We start from the raw sequence: 15,113 nt of genomic DNA, 5'->3' as shown, positions 1-15,113 counted from the left end.
CACAGGCGAATTCTGGCGCAGTAGCGGTCTAGCCCAGGGCGAGGAAATCCTGCTGTCGTGGCAAGGCCCCTTCCAGCTCCAGCAGGAATTGCTTGGTCGGCAGGCCGCCGCCAAAACCGGTCAGGGCGCCGGAGGCCCCTATCACCCGGTGGCAGGGCAGCACTATAGGCAACGGATTGCGCCCGTTGGCGGCGCCCACTGCCCGCATCGCCTGGGGCCGCCCGAGGTGGCCGGCCAGTTGACCGTAGCTCCAGGTCTGGCCGTGAGGAATCTCCGCCAGGGCCTGCCAGACCTCCAGCTGGAAGGGGGTGCCGCGCGGCGCCAGGGGCAGCTCGAAGCGCTGACGCTGGCCGGCGAAATACTCGCCAAGCTGCGTGCAGGACAGGGCGAGGATCGGATGGTCGGCGGCGACCCAGCTGCTGTCGCGCTTGGCCAGGTAGCGATTCTCGGGAAATTCCACCACGCGCAGGCCGCTGTCGTCGGCGGCCAGGGTGAGAGGGCCGATGGGGCTGTCCAGCAGGCAGTAGGCGATCATCTGGGTGACTCCTGGGCAAGGTGAGTGGGGACGGGTTCGGCGGGGGCGTCGGCGGGTGCCTTCCAGGTGGCTTCGCGCCAGACCTGCATCACCCCGTAGGCGCGCCACGGCCGCCAGGCTTCGGCGCGGGCATACAGCGCCTTGGCAGTGAGGCGCTCGCCGGGTGGCGCCAGGCGTTTCTGCAGCACCAGGTCTTCCACCGGACAGGCATCGGGGTGGGCCAGGGCGCGCAGGGCGATGTACTGGGCGGTCCAGGGGCCGATACCCTTGAGGGCGATCCAGCGTTGGGTGAAGTCGTCCAGGGTGCGTCCGCTGTCGAAGTCCACCTCGCCGGCGCGCAAGGCCCGGGCCACGGTGCCCAGGGTGCCGGCGCGGGCGCGGATCAGGCCGAGGCCGGTGAGGTCTTCCAGGGCGGCCTCGGCCAGGGCTTCCACCGTGGGAAAGAAGTGGTGCAGGCCCGCCGGCGGGCGACTGGCCTCGTGGCCGGGCTCGCCCCAGGGGCGGCCGAAGCGCTGCACCACCCGGGCGGTCATGGTGGTGGCCGCCACCACGCTGACCTGCTGGCCGATGACGGCGCGTACGGCGATCTCGAAGCCGTCCCAGCCACTGGGCAGGCGCAGGCCCGGCCGGCGCGCCACCAGTTCGGCCAGGGTCGGATCGACGGAAAGGCCCTGGGCGATGGCCTCGGGATCGGCGTCCAGATCGAACATGCGGCGGATGCGTGCCACGGCCGCCTGCAGCTCGCCGGGCGCGGCGCCGTGCAATTCCAGGCGCAGCGCCGGCGTGTCGGCATCCCAGGCCGAGACGCGCAGCCAGCCCGGTTGCTCGGGGGTGCCGATCACCCGGGCGTAGCTGGTGTCGTCCAGCACCTCGACACCGGGCAGGGCGTGGCCGCGGAGAAAATCCAGCTGGGCGACGAAGTCGTAGGGCGGACGATAGGCCAGGCGCAGGACCAGCACTGGCGAGGCGGCGGCCTGACCCTTGCGCACCTGACTGGGGGCCAGGCCGTAGGCATCGCGAAAGGCAGTGTTGAAGCGCCTGAGACTGCCGAAGCCGGCGGCCAGGGCCACCTCGGTGATGGGCAGTCGGGTCTCGCTGAGCAATTGCTTGGCGAACAGCAGCCGGCGGGTGGTGAGCACCGCCAGGGGCGCGGCGCCCAGGCGCTCGACGAACAGCCGGCGCAACTGGCGTTCGCTGAGGTCGAGGCGAGCGGCGAGGGCGGGCAGACCGCCGTCGTCCAGGCCTTCGTCCATCAGTCGCAGGGCGCGGGCCAGGGTGGCGTCGCCGCGTTGCCAGTGGCCGCCGGCGGGGGAGAGCTCCGGCCGGCACCTCAGGCAGGGGCGATAGCCGGCGGCCTCGGCGGCTGCGGCGCTGGGGTAGTAGCTGACGTTTTCCGGGCGTGGCGGTTGCGCCGGGCACACCGGTCGGCAATAGATGCCGGTGGTGAGCACCGCGGTATAGAACAGACCGTCGAAACGCGGGTCCCGCGCCAGGCGGGCACGTTCGAAGGCGGGAATATCGGGGAAGGCGTTCATGGCGGCAGGTTAGCACCGCCAGGTAGGGGTGACTGGCCGTTTTCGGACAGGACCGCTGAGGTAGAGAGCTATCGCGGCCATGGCGGTTCGCCGATGCGGCCGCTTTGATTTTCGAGTAAATGCCTATCGCGGCCATGGGCCGCTCCTACAGGCGTTCGATGCTTCTGTAGGAGCCGCCCATGGCCGCGATTTAAGGTCAGAAATTCCAATCCTCGTCTTCGGTACTCACCGCCTTGCCAATGACATAGGACGAGCCCGAGCCGGAAAAGAAGTCGTGGTTCTCGTCGGCGCTGGGCGACAGGGCGGCGAGGATCGCCGGGCTGACGTCGGTCATGCTGCTGGGGAACAGCGCCTCGAAGCCCAGGTTCATCAGCGCCTTGTTGGCGTTGTAGTGGAGGAATTTCTTCACGTCCTCGCTCCAGCCGACGCTGTCGTAGAGGTCCTCGGTGTAGGCCACCTCGTTGTCGTAGAGGTCCTGCAGCAGCTCGTAGGCGAAGTCCTTGACCTGCTGGCGGCGCTCCGGCGTTTCCTTGGCCAGGGCCTGCTGGAATTTGTAGCCGATGTAGTAACCGTGCACCGCCTCGTCGCGAATGATCAGGCGGATCAGGTCGGCGGTGTTGGTCAGCTTGGCGCGGCTGGACCAGTACATCGGCAGATAGAAGCCCGAATAGAAGAGGAAGGACTCCAGGAAGACGCTGGCCACCTTGCGCAGCAGCGGGTCCTCGGCGTGGTAGCGCGCGAGGATCAGATCGGCCTTGGTCTGCAGATAGGGATTCTCCTCGCTCCAGCGATAGGCCTCGTCCACGTCCGGCGTCGAGCAGAGGGTGGAGAAGATCGAGCTGTAGGAGCGCGCATGCACCGCCTCCATGAAGCCGATGTTGGCGATCACCGCTTCCTCGTGGGGGGTGACGGCATCGGCCAGCAGGGTTGGCGCGCCCACGGCGTTCTGGATGGTGTCCAGCAGGGTCAGGCCGGTGAAGACGCGGATGGTCAGCTGCTGCTCCTTGGGCGTCAGGGTCGCCCAGGAGGGGATGTCGTTGGACAGCGGGATCTTTTCCGGCAGCCAGAAATTGCCGGTCAGGCGGTTCCACACTTCCAGGTCCTTGTCGTCCTGGATGCGGTTCCAGTTGATGGCGTTGATGCGATTCAGGCGCGGCGCGTTGACGGGTGCGTTCATGGCGATTTCCTCACAGGCTGCAGGACACGCAGCCCTGCACCTCGGTGCCTTCCAGGGCGGCCTGGCGCAGGCGTATGTAATAGAGCGTCTTGATGCCTTTCTTCCAGGCGTATATCTGCGCCCGGTTGATGTCGCGGGTGGTGGCGGTGTCGCGGAAGAACAGCGTCAGCGACAGCCCCTGGTCGACATGGCGGGTGGCCTCGGCATAGGTGTCGATGATCTTTTCCGGGCCGATCTCGTAGGCGTCCTGGTAATACTCCTGGTTGTCGTCGGCCAGGTAGGGCGCCGGGTAGTAGACGCGGCCCAGCTTGCCTTCCTTGCGGATCTCCACCTTGGCGACGATGGGGTGAATGCTCGAGGTGGAGTGGTTGATGTAGGAGATCGAGCCGGTGGGTGGGATGGCCTGGAGGTTGCGGTTGAACAGCCCGTGCTGCATCACCGAGGCCTTGAGTTCCTGCCAGTCGGCGCGGGTCGGCAGGTGGATGCCGGCCACTTCGAACAGCTCGGCCACCCGCGGGGTACGCGGGGTGAAGTCGCCCTCGGTGTACTGGTCGAAATAGGCACCGCTGGCGTACTTGGAATCGGCGAAGCCCTGGAAGCTCTGGCCACGTTCGATGGCCAGCCGATTGGAGGCGCGCACCGCGTGGTAGGTGACGGTGTAGAAGTACAGGTTGGTGAAATCCAGGCCTTCGGGCGAGCCGTAGTGGATGTGCTCGCGGGCCAGGTAACCGTGGAGGTTCATCTGCCCCAGGCCGATGGCGTGGGAGGCGGCGTTGCCGGCGGCCACCGAGGGCACGCAGCGAATGTCGCTCATTTCCGAGACTGCGGTTAGGCCGCGGATGGCGGTTTCCACGGTGTGGCCCAGGTCCGGCGAATCCATGCTGCGGGCGATGTTCAGCGAGCCCAGGTTGCAGGAGATGTCCTGGCCGACATGCTCGTAGCCCAGGTCTTCGTCGAAGCGGCTGGGGGTGTTGACCTGCAGGATCTCCGAGCAGAGGTTGCTCATGTTGATGCGCCCGGCGATGGGATTGGCGCGATTCACCGTGTCTTCGAACATCAGGTACGGGTAGCCGGATTCGAACTGGATCTCTGCCAGGGTCTGGAAGAATTCCCGGGCGTTGATCTTGCGCTTGCGGATGCGCGCATCGGCCACCATCTCGGCGTACTTGTCACTCACGCTGATGTCGGCGAAGGGCACGCCATAGACCCGCTCCACGTCATAGGGCGAGAACAGGTACATGTCGGCATTGCGCTTGGCCAGCTCGAAGGTGATGTCCGGGATGACCACGCCGAGGGACAGGGTCTTGATGCGGATCTTCTCGTCGGCATTCTCGCGCTTGGTGTCGAGGAATCTGAGAATGTCCGGGTGGTGGGCGTTGAGATAGACCGCCCCGGCGCCCTGGCGCGACCCCAGCTGGTTGGCGTAGGAGAAGGCGTCTTCCAGGAGCTTCATGATCGGGATGATGCCGGAGGACTGGTTCTCGATGCGCTTGATCGGTGCCCCGACCTCGCGCACGTTGCTCAGCAGGAAGGCCACGCCGCCGCCGCGCTTGGACAGCTGCAGCGCTGAATTCACCGCGCGACCGATGGACTCCATGTTGTCTTCGATACGCAGCAGGAAGCAGGACACCAGCTCGCCACGCTGGCGCTTGCCGGCGTTGAGGAAGGTCGGGGTGGCCGGCTGGAAGCGCCCGCTGATCATCTCGTCCACCAGGGACTCGGCCAGGCGTTCGTCACCGCGCGCCAGACTCAGGGCGACCATGCACACCCGGTCTTCGTAGCGTTCCAGGTAGCGCTGGCCGTCGAAGGTCTTGAGGGTGTAGCTGGTGTAGTACTTGAAGGCGCCGAGAAAGCTCTGGAAGCGGAATTTGTAGGCATAGGCGCGCTCGAACAGCGCCTTGACGAAGGCCGGCGCGTATTGCTCCAGCACCGCGGCCTCGTAGTAGCCCTTGTCCACCAGATAGCCGAGTTTCTCGTCCAGGTTATGGAAGAACACCGTGTTCTGGTTGACGTGCTGGAGGAAGTATTGCCGCGCCGCCTGGCGGTCCTTGTCGAGCTGCAGCTCGCCATTGGGACCATAGAGATTGAGCATGGCGTTGAGTGCGTGATAGTCCGCGTCGCTGCCGGTCGGGGTCAGGCCAGACGTTGCCAAAAGTCGTTCACTCCCGTGCGCACTCGGTCGACGTCTTCCGTCGTGCCGAGCAATTCGAATTGGTAGAGCAGGGGCACCGCGCATTTCTGGGCGACGATGCGTCCACCCAGGCAGTAGCCCTCGCCGAAGTTGGTGTTGCCGGCGGCGATGACGCCGCGGATCAGGGCCCGGTTGTGCGGATCGTTGAGAAAGTGGATCACCGGCTTGGGCACCGCGCCCTTGCTGCCGCCGCCGCCATAGGTCGGCAAGACCAGGATGTAGGGCTCGCGGGCCTTGAGCGGTTCGGCGGCGGGATCCTGGGGAATGCGCCGCGCCGGCAGACCGAGTTTCTCGACGAATCTGTGGGTGTTCTCCGAGGTGCTGGAGAAATACAGCAGCTCATCCATGGCCCTGGCCTCAGGCCACCAGCTGACCGAGCTTGTCCGGGCGGAAACCGGCCCAGTGGTCATTACCGGCCACCACCACCGGCACCTGGCGATAGCCCAGGGACTCCACGGTCTGGCGCGCCTGGGCATCCTGCTCGATATCCACCACCTCATAGGTGATCCCCTGACGGTCCAGGGCGCGATAGGTGGCGTTGCATTGCACGCAGGCAGGCTTGCTGTAGATGGTGATGGTCATGGCTGACTCCTGTCCTCAGTGGGGGCGAACTCAAGGGAAAAAGCCTGACGCCAGCCGGCGTTTGCCGTGGCGGTACGGGTCTTCTCGTTGGAGCTCGTCTTGGGTCTCAAGTTCGGTCCAGATACTACATATGGTGTTTTGCAATTTCTACAGCACAACAAGTAGGGTTTTTGATCCAGGTCATGGCTCTGCTCTATCAGCTTTCGATGACCGTTTCTGCTAGGGCATCGCAGGCCGGCCGGTAGTCCTGCTTCCCTGGGAGCTACCTCTATCTGTTCACGGCAGACAACGCTCCGACCCGGATACCGCAGGACGCCCAAGCCAGACGGTGGAATTTTTCTGCGTCTGCCAAGGAGGGCGCTTTTTTGTAGTGAGAAAGGCCGGTGGGCTACCCTGGCGACTCCCATTCGTCGTCGAACCGCCGCATAATCGGCCTTTCGCTTGCGCCCGAGTCCGTTCACGCATGAGTTCCGCTCGCTATCGCCTCGCTCTCAACGGCTACGGTCGCATCGGTCGTTGCGTGTTGCGTGCGCTGCACGAGCGCGGCGCGGCCACCGAGCTCGCCATCGTCGCCCTCAATGACCTGGCCGACCGGCCCAGCCTGGAATACCTCACCCGCTTCGATTCCACCCATGGCCGCTTTCCCGGCCGAGTGGCGCTGGACGGCGAGCGACTACGCATCGGCGACCAGGCCCTGGAGATCCGTCGCGAGGCCGAACCCGAGCGGGTCGACTGGGCGGCGCTGGGCGTCGATCTGGTGCTGGAATGCTCCGGTGCTTTCAGCACTCGCGCCGAGGCCGGGCGCTTTCTGGCCGCTGGCGCGCCGCGGGTGCTGTTCTCCCAGCCCATGGTCAGCGAGACCGACGTGGACGCCACCGTGGTCTACGGCGTCAACCAGCTGAGCCTGCGCGGCGACGAGACGCTGGTCTCGAATGCCTCCTGCACTACCAACTGCAGTGTCCCGGTGCTGAAACTTTTGCACGAGACCCTGGGTCTGGAGTACGTCTCCATCACCACGATCCACTCGGCCATGAACGACCAGCCCGTGATCGACGCCTACCATGCCGAAGATCTGCGGCGGACGCGTTCGGCGTTCCAGTCGATCATCCCGGTGGCGACCGGCCTGGCGCGGGGCATCGAACGCCTGCTGCCGGAGCTCGGCGGGCGCATCCAGGCCCGCGCCGTGCGTGTGCCCACGGTCAACGTCTCCTGCCTGGACATCACCTGCATCGTCCGCCAGGACACCACCGCGCCGGCGCTCAACACCCTGCTGCGTGACGCCGCCCAGAGCGGCCCCCTGGCCGGGCTGATCGACTACACCGAGTTGCCCCACGCCTCCTGCGATTTCAACCACGATCCCCATTCCGCCATCGTCGATGGCAGCCAGACCCGCGTCTCCGGCCCGCGGCTGGTCAATCTGCTGGTCTGGTTCGATAACGAATGGGGCTTCGCCAACCGCATGCTCGACGTCGCCGGCCATTGGCTGCGCATCGCCAAGCCCACCTGAAACAAGCACAACTAAGGGATTGCCTGTATGTCCGTGTTGAAAATGAGCGACCTCGATCTGAAGGGTAAGCGCGTCCTGATTCGCGAAGACCTCAACGTCCCGGTGAAGGAAGGCCAGATCAAAAGCGATGCCCGTCTGGTCGCCGCCCTGCCGACCCTCAAGCTGGCTCTGGAGAAGGGTGCCGCCGTCATCGTCTGCTCGCACCTGGGCCGTCCCACCGAAGGCGAATTCAGCGAAGAGAACAGTCTGGCGCCGGTCGCCGCCTACCTGAGCAAGGCCCTGGGCCGCGAGGTACCGCTGGTGAAGGACTACCTGGACGGCGTCCAGGTCGAGCCGGGTCAGCTGGTGCTGCTGGAGAACGTGCGCTTCAACAAGGGCGAGAAAAAGAACGCCGATGAGCTGGCGAAGCAATACGCCGCCCTGTGCGACGTCTTCGTCATGGATGCCTTCGGCACCGCCCACCGCGCCGAGGGCTCGACCCATGGCGTGGCCAAGTTCGCCAAGGTCGCCGCGGCCGGTCCGCTGCTGGCCGGGGAGCTGGACGCCCTGGGCAAGGCGCTGGGCAATCCCGCCCGCCCGATGGCCGCCATCGTCGCCGGCTCCAAGGTCTCCACCAAGCTGGACGTGCTCAATTCCCTGGCGCAGATCTGCGACCAGCTGATCGTCGGTGGCGGCATCGCCAACACCTTCCTGGCCGCGGCCGGCTACAAGGTCGGCAAATCGTTGTACGAAGCCGATCTGGTGGATACCGCCAAGGCCATCGCCGCCAAGGTCAGCGTGCCGCTGCCGGTGGACGTGGTGGTCGCCAAGGAATTCGCCGAGACCGCCGAAGCCGTCACCAAGTCCATCAACGATGTGGCCGACGACGACATGATCCTCGACATCGGCCCGGTCAGCGCCCAGCAATTCGCCGACCTGCTGAAATCGGCCAAGACCATCCTCTGGAACGGTCCGGTGGGCGTCTTCGAATTCGATCAGTTCGGCGAAGGCACCCGCACCCTGGCCCAGGCCATCGCCGACAGCGACGCCTTCTCCATTGCCGGCGGTGGCGACACCCTGGCCGCCATCGACAAGTACGGCATCGGTGAGAAGGTCTCCTATATCTCCACCGGTGGCGGCGCCTTCCTCGAATTCGTCGAAGGCAAGGTCCTGCCGGCCGTCGAAGTCCTCCAGCAACGCGCCCAGGAGTAATCGCCATGCGTACGCCGCTGCTCGTCTGTTCCGCTGTCTTCATGCTGGCCGGTTGCGCCGGTGGCAATGCCGACAAAGCCTGCGCGGTGTTCGCGCCGCCCCCTGCGGCGGCCGCCACGCCCACGGCGCAGAACGGCGAGCGCGTCGATACGCTCACCGGTAACGCCAACGCCGGTCGCCCCACCAGCGGCTGCGCCCAGTGAAGGGGCGTACCTTCGCCCTCGGTCTGCTGGGTCTCGCCCTGTTGGCCGGCTGTGCCGGCCGCAGCGCGCCGCAGACCGGCGGCTGGACGCACTGGGTCTGCGATTCCAAGGCGGCCTTCGACTGGCGCTATGTGGATCGCAGCCAGTCCATCGTCGACCTCAAGCTGGAAGGCGATGGCCTGATCCGTCATCTCAACCGCGAACCGGCCACCGATGGCCAGTCCTATACCGATGGGCTGGTGGCTTTCCATATTCGTGGCGACCAGGGGCTCGTCTACTGGATCGCCAACAACGACCTCATCGGCCGCGGCTGCCGGACGCCTTGAACCGGCGAATGTCAGCTGAACCGATTAATCCACAGCGGCCAGGGGTCGGCCGCTTGAACCCTGCCAGCCGCTCATGCAGGCTGGCGCCACCACCGCCTTTGTAGGGAGATAATCACCAATGGCACTCGTCAGCATGCGTCAGCTGCTGGATCACGCCGCCGAATTCGGCTATGGCGTCCCGGCCTTCAACGTCAACAACCTCGAGCAGATGCGCGCCATCATGGAAGCCGCCGACAAGACCGATTCGCCGGTCATCGTCCAGGCCTCCGCCGGTGCCCGCAAGTACGCCGGCGCTCCCTTCCTGCGGCACCTGATCCTGGCCGCGGTGGAAGAATTCCCGCACATCCCGGTGGTCATGCACCAGGACCACGGCACCACCCCCGACATCTGCCAGCGCTCCATCCAGCTGGGCTTCTCCTCGGTGATGATGGACGGCTCGCTGATGGCCGATGGCAAGACGCCGTCCGACTACGACTACAACGTGCGCGTCACCCAGCAGACCGTGGCTTTCGCCCATGCCTGCGGCGTGTCCGTGGAAGGCGAGCTGGGTTGCCTGGGCAGCCTGGAAACCGGCATGGCCGGTGAAGAAGACGGCGTGGGCGCCGAAGGTACCCTGGATCACAGCCAGCTGCTGACCGATCCGGAAGAGGCCGCCCAGTTCGTCAAGGCCACCAAGGTCGACGCCCTGGCCATCGCCATCGGCACCAGCCACGGCGCCTACAAATTCACCAAGCCGCCGACCGGGGATACCCTGTCGATCCAGCGCATCAAGGAAATCCATGCGCGCATCCCGGACACCCACCTGGTCATGCACGGCTCCAGCTCGGTGCCCCAGGAGTGGCTGAAGATCATCAACGAGTACGGTGGCGACATCAAGGAAACCTACGGCGTGCCGGTCGAAGAGATCGTCGAAGGCATCAAGTACGGCGTCCGCAAGGTCAATATCGACACCGACCTGCGTCTGGCCTCCACCGGTGCCATCCGCGAGTTCATGGCCAAGAACCGCAGCGAGTTCGATCCGCGCAAGTACCTCGCCAAGACCGTGACCGCCATGCGCGAAGTCTGCATCGCCCGTTACGAAGCCTTCGGCACCGCCGGCCAGGCCTCCAAGATCAAGCCGATCTCCCTGGATGCCATGTTCGAGCGTTATGCCCGCGGCGAACTGGATCCCAAGGTCAACTGATCCGGGATGTAGAAAAGGCCCCGCAAGGGGCCTTTTTTTATGCCTGTCGATCGCTTGGAGCATGAACGGCGGCGCGCCGCGCCTTACCGCTCGGTTGCGGTCAGGACCTCTTCCATCCAGGCGACCATGGCGGCGCCGTCCATGCCCAGGCAGACCGTTACCAGCGGATTGCCGGACCAGCGCCCGTCCAGGTAGGCGCGACCCTCGGGCGCGAAGAAGGTCTGGCCTTCCGCCAGGCCTTCGGTACCAACGCTGAGATGGCCGCGCGCGGTGTGGAACAGTTCGGGGCGCCGTAGGTAGGCGAGGGCGCAGCTGTCATGGGGATGGCAGCCATCGATGTCCTTCACGCTGCGGTAGAAGTCCGCATAGAAGTCATAGCTGCGGGCGAGTACCTCACCCAGGGCGCCTTGACGCGCGGCGATGCGCTGCAGGCGTGGCGGGTCGAGCACGGCGCGGTGGGTGGCATCCAGGCCAACCAGGGTCAGCGGCCAGGGAGCAGCAAAGACCCGCGCCGCGGCATGGGGGTCGGAAAAGATGTTGGCTTCGGCCACCGGCGTGACGTTGCCCGGCTCGACGATGGCGCCGCCCATCACCACCACCTCGCGGATGCGCTCGGCGACCGTGGGATCCAGCGCCAGGGCGAGGGCCAGGTTACCCAGCGGCCCGACCGCCACCAGGGTGATCTCACCCGGTCGCAAGCGGGTCTGCTCGACGATGAAGTGTGCGGCGTCCAGGGTGTGGGGCACCTGGCGCGGCGCGGGGAGCTGCTGATTGCCTAGGCCATCCTGGCCATGCACATGCAGGGCATGGTTACCGGCCGGCTTGACCAGGGGTTCGGCGACACCGGCGGCGACGGGCGTGTCCCGGCCCGCCAGCTCGGTGAGCAGCAGGGCGTTACGGGTCGCCGTGCTGACCGGCACGTTGCCGAAGGTCGTGGTCAGGCCGATCACCTCGAAGGCGGGATCGGCAAACAGCAGGGCGATGGCCTGGGCGTCGTCCACGCCAGGATCGGTATCGAAGATGATGGGAAGGGACAAGAGGCTTTCTCCGGCTCAGATCTCTTCCCAGGCTACCCGAGGGGCAGCGCCTCTCGCTAGCTGGGCAGGTCCAACTCGCCCAGCGCATCCGGCTGGTTGCGAAACGCCCGGGCAAAGACTTCGCGATTGCGGGCCATGAACAGCCCCAGGTCTTCGCACTGCTTTTCGGCAAGACCGGGGACGGCCTTGTCCAGCACACTAGCGAGCGACTCGGCCAGCTCCAACATTTTATCGTGACGATCGGCTTCGGCTTTATCCATGAACAGGCGCTCCGGATCTCGGCTGCTGCGATACAACACTTCGACGGCCATGCGTCACCTCGTATTCTGTATCTGGTTATATATACAGTAGTCGGCTTGCCGCCCGATTGCAAGGGCTACCGCTCGGCGGTCAGTGCCCAACCAGTCATGGCAATTTGCCAATCGTTCGACATTTCTGCATGTCTCTGGAATTGCCTCGGGAAACTTAAGCGCGGAAGCTGGTCTTTGAGTCTGGACCAAACGAGCAGCTATGCCCGCCTTTATCCGGATCACCTCCGGCTCACGGAACGAGACCGCCCATGCCTGCCATCTTTATTCGTCCGCTTATTGCCGCACGTGGCCTGCCTGGGCCGACCGAGGTGCGGGCGTGAGTTCGACCCTGATCATCCTGGCCATCACCGTCGCCAGCTTCCTGCTGGGATTCCTGCGCGACCTGCTGATCGCCCGGCAGTTCGGCGTGAGCTGGGAAGCCGACCTGATCTTTGTCGCCCTCATCCTGCCGGTGTTCTTCGAAAGCTTCTTCGGCCTCGCCCTGCGCGATGCCATGATTCCCTATCTGCAACGCATCCGTGACCGCTGCAATACCCAGTACGAGCAGGTCGGTCGCTGGCTGTACTGGCGCATCGGCCTGTTCGGTCTCCTGCTGTCGGTGATCGGCGTCCTCGCCAGTCCCTGGCTGATGCATGCCCTGGCCCCGGGTTGGAGCGATGAGCAGGTCGAGACCGGCAAGCTGGTCTTTGCCGTCGGTACCCTGCTGATCTGCGTGCAGGCCATCCTCTATTGCCAGGGCGCGCTGCTCAACCTGGACCGCATCTTCATCCTGCCGATGACCCGGACGCTGATGCTCAACCTGGGCGCCATCCTGGCCATCGTCATCCTGCAGCCGAGTGGTATCGCGCTGTTCACCGGCATGCTGCTGCCCCAGGTATTGCTGATCGTCATCCAGCATCGGCGGCTGGGCTATCTCGGCCAGCGTTCGGTGGCCTTCGAGAAGCCCGCGGGCAGTCCCTTCGCCGTGACCTTCGCCCCGGTGTTGCTCGCCGCCGGGGCCCAGCAGGGCTGCATGCTGGCCGAGCGCTTCTTCGCCTCCCTGCTGGCCGAAGGCAACATCACCATGCTGTCCTTCTCCTACCGCATCGTGACCATTCCGCTGACGCTCTATGCGCTGTCCATCCTGGCGATGATCTTTCCCGAGCTGACCCGCAGCTGGAACGAGGGCAATGCCGACAAGTACGCCGCGCTGATGCGCAAGGCGCTGCTCGGTACCCTGCTGTTCCTGGTGCCGGCCGCCGTGGTGCTGTTCAGCTATTCGGAGCCGGTGGTCAAGGTCCTGCTGGAGCGCGGTGCCTTTGGCGCCGAGCAGAGCGCGGCGACCGCGACCCTGGTAGTGGCCTATGCCATGGGTCTGCCCTGGATGGGGCTGGCCCTGCTGTGGGGCCGGGCCCTGCTGTCCCAGCAGTGCGCCAAGACCTTCCTCTATGCCACCCTGGCCAGTTCCTTCATCACCGTGGCCCTGGATGCCGCGCTCTATCAGCCGTTCGGCGCCCAGGGGCTGGCCTATTCCTTTACCACCGGCGCCTTCCTGCAGGCCGTGTTCATGGCGCTGGCACTCTATCGTCATTCCCTCGCCGGGCTGCACCTGTCGCTGCTGCTGCGCTGGTTGGGCGCCGGCTGCGCCGTGGCCCTGCTGAGTGTGCTGTTGCCCAAGCCTGTCGGCCTGCTGGAGCTGATCGTCAGCATCAGCGTGGCGATGCTGGGCCTTCTGCTGCTGTTGCTGGTCCTGGGCGAACGTGATCTGTTCCGCCGCGGCTATTGGGCGCGCGGTGAGGCCAGCACGGAGCGCGCAGAACCGACGAGTTGAACGGCCGTCACTGGACGGCAAGGAAAAAGATGGCGATCTGCAGCCATTGATCGCTATCTGTTACGAAGTCATGAATTTTTGCTTTGGCTTCGAGTCGCACGGAAAGATTGATCCCAGTCAAAGAATTTCTGATGGAAGTGGTTTTTCCATTTGCAAGAGATCGGACACGTCGTTGGGATCGGCACTTCGCATGGTGGCTTTGCTCGCTACCGACATTCTCTTTGAAAGGAATCGATCCTATGTCCTCCCAATCCCCTGTCACCCGTATCGGCATCGTCGGTACCGGCATGATCTCGCGCTGCCTGGCCCGGCTCATCAGTCGTCACTATGACGACATGACCGTGACCCGCGTGCTGACCCGCCGGCCCATCGCCACGGTTACCGACTATCCGCTGACCGAGGCGCTCACCCAGTCGGTGGCGGATCTCATCGATCATTGCGACCTGCTGGTGGAGTGCAGCGGCGATCCCTACCACGGCACCGAGATCATCGAGCGCGCCTTCGAGGCCGGCATCAAGGTGGTCACCATCAATGCCGAGCTGCAGGTGACGACGGGCTCCTACCTGGCGGGCAAGGGCTTTCTCACCGAGGCCGAGGGCGACCAGCCGGGTTCGCTGGCGGCGCTGCACGAAGAAGCGGTGCAGATGGGCTTCAAGCCGCTGGTCTACGGCAACATGAAGGGCTATCTGAACCACAACCCGACCCCGGAAGACATGGCCTACTGGTCCGCGCGCCAGGGCACCAGCGTCGACCAGACCACCTCCTTCACCGATGGCACCAAGGTGCAGATCGAGCAGGTGGTGGTCGGCAACAACTATGGCGCCACCATCACCCGCCAGGGTCTGGAAGGCCTGAATTCGACCAATCTGCAGGACAGCGCGAACATCCTGGCGCAGATGGCCGAGCAACTGGGTCAGCCCATCGTCGACTACGTGATCCCGAGCGGCTATTCCGCCGGTGGCGTCTTCGTGGTCGGTCGCCATGACGAAGACCAGGCCGGCGCCATCGAATACTTCAAACTGGGCAAGGGTCCGTACTATGTCCTGGTACGCCCCTTCCACCTCTGCTCCCTGGAAGTCGGCAAGACCCTGCGTCGCGTGATCGCCGGCGGCAAGATCCTGCTCAACAACTCCACCACGCCGACCCTGAGCGTGGCCGCCATCATGAAGAAGCCCATGGCAGCTGGCGACATCATCGAGCGCGGCATCGGTGGCTACAGCGTGCGCGGCGAAGCGGTGAAGATCGCCGAGTGCCCGGATCACCTGCCGATCGGTCTGCTCAAGCACAGCGTGCTCAAGCGCGCCATGGAACCCGGCCAGATCGTCACCTTCGACGACGTCGAACTGGCGCCCAGCCGCGCCCTGGACATCGTTCTGCAACAGCATCGCGAGGCGATCCATCGCCAGCTGCTGGAAACCCAGTTGAGCGAGCCGGCCTGGAGCGCGGCTGCCGACCTGGCACCGATGGCACTGCCCAAGGCGGTCGGGGCGGTCCTGTCCTGATTCCGCTGCGGCGAAAAGCGAAG

The 15,113-nt window shown here is 65.2% G+C and carries 15 protein-coding genes; 7 read left to right on the top strand and 8 right to left on the bottom strand.

Annotation, left to right across the window (positions count from 1 at the left end; translation table 11 throughout):
- Nucleotides 1-28: 28 nt before the first annotated feature.
- The 6 genes from V6W80_RS22080 to nrdH form a co-directional block, all read right to left on the bottom strand.
- Nucleotides 29-535: a methylated-DNA--[protein]-cysteine S-methyltransferase gene (locus tag V6W80_RS22080; RefSeq protein WP_338545383.1), complete on the bottom strand. Its 507-nt coding sequence runs from the start codon at nt 533-535 to the stop codon at nt 29-31.
- On the bottom strand, nt 532-2,070 hold the full coding sequence (locus tag V6W80_RS22075) for an AlkA N-terminal domain-containing protein (protein ID WP_338545382.1): 1,539 nt from the start codon (nt 2,068-2,070) through the stop codon (nt 532-534). The genes V6W80_RS22080 and V6W80_RS22075 overlap by 4 nt, the downstream gene beginning before the upstream one ends.
- 196 nt (nt 2,071-2,266) lie before the next feature.
- The gene (gene nrdF / locus V6W80_RS22070; RefSeq protein WP_257705063.1) at nt 2,267-3,247 is read right to left on the bottom strand and encodes a class 1b ribonucleoside-diphosphate reductase subunit beta; all 981 of its coding nucleotides are present in this window, start codon (nt 3,245-3,247) and stop codon (nt 2,267-2,269) included.
- Between the two features lie 10 nt (nt 3,248-3,257).
- Nucleotides 3,258-5,399 (bottom strand): class 1b ribonucleoside-diphosphate reductase subunit alpha, encoded by a 2,142-nt coding sequence (nrdE, locus tag V6W80_RS22065; RefSeq protein WP_338545381.1) that lies wholly within the window; start codon nt 5,397-5,399, stop codon nt 3,258-3,260.
- Nucleotides 5,381-5,785, bottom strand: coding sequence for a class Ib ribonucleoside-diphosphate reductase assembly flavoprotein NrdI (gene nrdI, locus V6W80_RS22060; protein ID WP_338545380.1), 405 nt, complete (start codon nt 5,783-5,785; stop codon nt 5,381-5,383). Before nrdI ends, nrdE begins: the two co-directional genes overlap by 19 nt.
- Before the next feature lie 10 nt (nt 5,786-5,795).
- Nucleotides 5,796-6,020, bottom strand: a complete 225-nt coding sequence (gene nrdH / locus V6W80_RS22055; RefSeq protein ID WP_338545379.1) for a glutaredoxin-like protein NrdH — start codon at nt 6,018-6,020, stop codon at nt 5,796-5,798.
- Nucleotides 6,021-6,483: 463 nt separating this feature from the next.
- On the opposite strand from nrdH, the gene epd reads away from it, so the two are divergent.
- The 5 genes from epd to fba all read left to right on the top strand — a co-directional run bounded on the left by epd (nt 6,484) and on the right by fba (nt 10,430).
- Entirely contained in the window at nt 6,484-7,527 is a 1,044-nt protein-coding gene (gene epd, locus V6W80_RS22050; protein WP_338545378.1) for an erythrose-4-phosphate dehydrogenase, read from the top strand.
- 27 nt (nt 7,528-7,554) lie between these two features.
- Nucleotides 7,555-8,718 (top strand): phosphoglycerate kinase, encoded by a 1,164-nt coding sequence (locus V6W80_RS22045; protein WP_017639472.1) that lies wholly within the window; start codon nt 7,555-7,557, stop codon nt 8,716-8,718.
- A gap of 5 nt (nt 8,719-8,723) precedes the next feature.
- Nucleotides 8,724-8,921, top strand: coding sequence for a hypothetical protein (locus V6W80_RS22040; RefSeq protein WP_064308165.1), 198 nt, complete (start codon nt 8,724-8,726; stop codon nt 8,919-8,921).
- Nucleotides 8,918-9,247, top strand: a complete 330-nt coding sequence (locus V6W80_RS22035) for an MliC family protein (RefSeq protein ID WP_064308164.1) — start codon at nt 8,918-8,920, stop codon at nt 9,245-9,247. The genes V6W80_RS22040 and V6W80_RS22035 overlap by 4 nt, the downstream gene beginning before the upstream one ends.
- 118 nt (nt 9,248-9,365) lie before the next feature.
- Complete coding sequence (gene fba / locus V6W80_RS22030) at nt 9,366-10,430, top strand: class II fructose-bisphosphate aldolase (RefSeq protein ID WP_059316498.1); 1,065 nt, start codon at nt 9,366-9,368, stop codon at nt 10,428-10,430.
- A gap of 83 nt (nt 10,431-10,513) precedes the next feature.
- Here fba and V6W80_RS22025 read toward each other — a convergent pair whose 3' ends face one another.
- Together V6W80_RS22025 and V6W80_RS22020 are read right to left on the bottom strand one after the other, a co-directional pair.
- Nucleotides 10,514-11,467 (bottom strand): nucleoside hydrolase, encoded by a 954-nt coding sequence (locus V6W80_RS22025; protein WP_338545377.1) that lies wholly within the window; start codon nt 11,465-11,467, stop codon nt 10,514-10,516.
- A 56-nt stretch (nt 11,468-11,523) separates the two neighbouring features.
- Nucleotides 11,524-11,778: a YebG family protein gene (locus V6W80_RS22020; protein ID WP_007161283.1), complete on the bottom strand. Its 255-nt coding sequence runs from the start codon at nt 11,776-11,778 to the stop codon at nt 11,524-11,526.
- Between the two features lie 316 nt (nt 11,779-12,094).
- On the opposite strand from V6W80_RS22020, the gene V6W80_RS22015 reads away from it, so the two are divergent.
- Together V6W80_RS22015 and V6W80_RS22010 are read left to right on the top strand one after the other, a co-directional pair.
- The gene (locus tag V6W80_RS22015; protein WP_338545376.1) at nt 12,095-13,588 is read left to right on the top strand and encodes a lipid II flippase MurJ; all 1,494 of its coding nucleotides are present in this window, start codon (nt 12,095-12,097) and stop codon (nt 13,586-13,588) included.
- A 287-nt stretch (nt 13,589-13,875) separates the two neighbouring features.
- Nucleotides 13,876-15,090: an NAD(P)-dependent oxidoreductase gene (locus V6W80_RS22010; RefSeq protein WP_338547494.1), complete on the top strand. Its 1,215-nt coding sequence runs from the start codon at nt 13,876-13,878 to the stop codon at nt 15,088-15,090.
- Nucleotides 15,091-15,113: the final 23 nt, after the last annotated feature.

Origin of the sequence: Pseudomonas benzopyrenica (assembly GCF_036884265.1) — a bacterium.
GTDB classification, from domain to species: domain Bacteria; phylum Pseudomonadota; class Gammaproteobacteria; order Pseudomonadales; family Pseudomonadaceae; genus Chryseomonas; species Chryseomonas benzopyrenica.
Note: the sequence above shows the minus strand (reverse complement) of the source record. Positions and strands in the feature narration are given on the sequence as shown.